Below are 1,436 nucleotides of genomic sequence, written 5' to 3' on the forward strand. Positions count from 1 at the left end.
TGCCGTGAAATTAGCATCATGCTAGCGAGTTAATATGACGTATTATTTTAAACATAAGGTTATATACTTATCTTTCTGACTTTGCAACAGAACCATGTTATCAATATTTTCCAATATTTAAATAGACAAGGTGTCACAATCATTATGGCTACACACAGTCAAAACTTTTTTGATATAGGTACAGAATTAATTGATTTAGATGTTCAAAATGCATAATATATACAAAAGCACTACCTATAATCGTTAATTATGTCAACTCACACACAAGGGACAAACGCCGTCATTTCAGCGTTTGTCCCTATTTGTCATCATTCCTTTTTATACAACTTTTATACATCCCTTTAACGACGCGTTTTCATACTTTTTCATTTACGATCACTTTGTATCTTTATTCAAAATTAAAAAACCTATTAAAATCAGATTTTGTTATACTATTGAAGTCGTCTTACTTCCGGCGATAGATTCGACGGAAGGAGGTGTAATGATGTACTTAATATTTGTTTTTATAATAGCACCTATTATAGTAGAGTGCAGTGTTGCGTTGTTTAAATTTTGGCTAGAACAACGTGATAAAAAATAAGGCGACATAGTCAACACCAAAAGAACCCCCAATCTACTGCAATAGATTGGGGGTTCGGTGCTTTGATGCACTTAATATTTGTTACTTTCAGTATATCTTGTATGAAGAAATTTGTAAATTTCCATGTTTAATGGAGGAGATTTTTAAAACTTTAAGACATAGGAAAATTTACAACAAAGTTAGTTTAACAGAGATTTAATATTAAATAAATTGCATCAAATCCTATTTTTTGGATATAATTTTTATATACCTCCTGAGGTATAATTATAAGAAACAATACCCTATACTGTATAAAACCACTTTTGCAACATAAAGGCCCCTTTTAATGGGGCCTTTAATCATCCTATTTAAGATACTTCAAAAATTTACTTAAAACTAAAAGAAAATGAGAAACAGTATATACTTTCATATGCTTTAAAAAGAAACAATACCTACTTACTTAATTACCCTATACATGTCATTGTTAACCTACACTTAGATATTACTTATAAATAATATGTTGTTTGGATTTTGGTTATATTATCTTATTTAATAAAAGATACTACCGTTTGAAAGCGATATCAGAAAGGGCATATTTATTTTGTGAAAGTATTAACAATAATTGATAAAAGTAGTACTATAATCTTGAAAGTAATTAAATCATTTAAAAGGGGTTAGTTATTATGAAATTTTTAAAAATTGCTACTTCTGAAGAAGCGAGGGATTACTTTAATAGTAACAGGGACATTGTTTCAATCTATGACAGTAGTACAAATTTCATTGATGTAGGCGCAATAATTTTAATGGACTATGAAATTGATTCTGTAGATTCAGTGAAAGAAGAAAAATTGGGAATTCCAGTAGTGGTAGTTACGAA

2 protein-coding genes are annotated in these 1,436 nt (G+C 29.1%); both read left to right on the forward strand.

Annotated elements, in window-relative coordinates; translation table 11 throughout:
- The first annotated feature begins 484 nt into the window (after positions 1–484).
- A complete protein-coding gene (locus tag ACFV3I_RS18740) occupies positions 485–580 on the forward strand; it encodes a type I toxin-antitoxin system Fst family toxin (RefSeq protein WP_002502314.1) in 96 nt (31 codons plus the stop codon).
- A 662-nt stretch (positions 581–1,242) separates the two neighbouring features.
- A partial coding sequence (locus tag ACFV3I_RS18745; RefSeq protein WP_378823958.1) for a hypothetical protein occupies positions 1,243–1,436 on the forward strand: 194 nt, incomplete at its 3' end.

The organism is Microbacterium sp. NPDC059771 (genome assembly GCF_042732495.1).
Taxonomy (GTDB): domain Bacteria; phylum Actinomycetota; class Actinomycetes; order Actinomycetales; family Microbacteriaceae; genus Microbacterium; species Microbacterium sufflavum.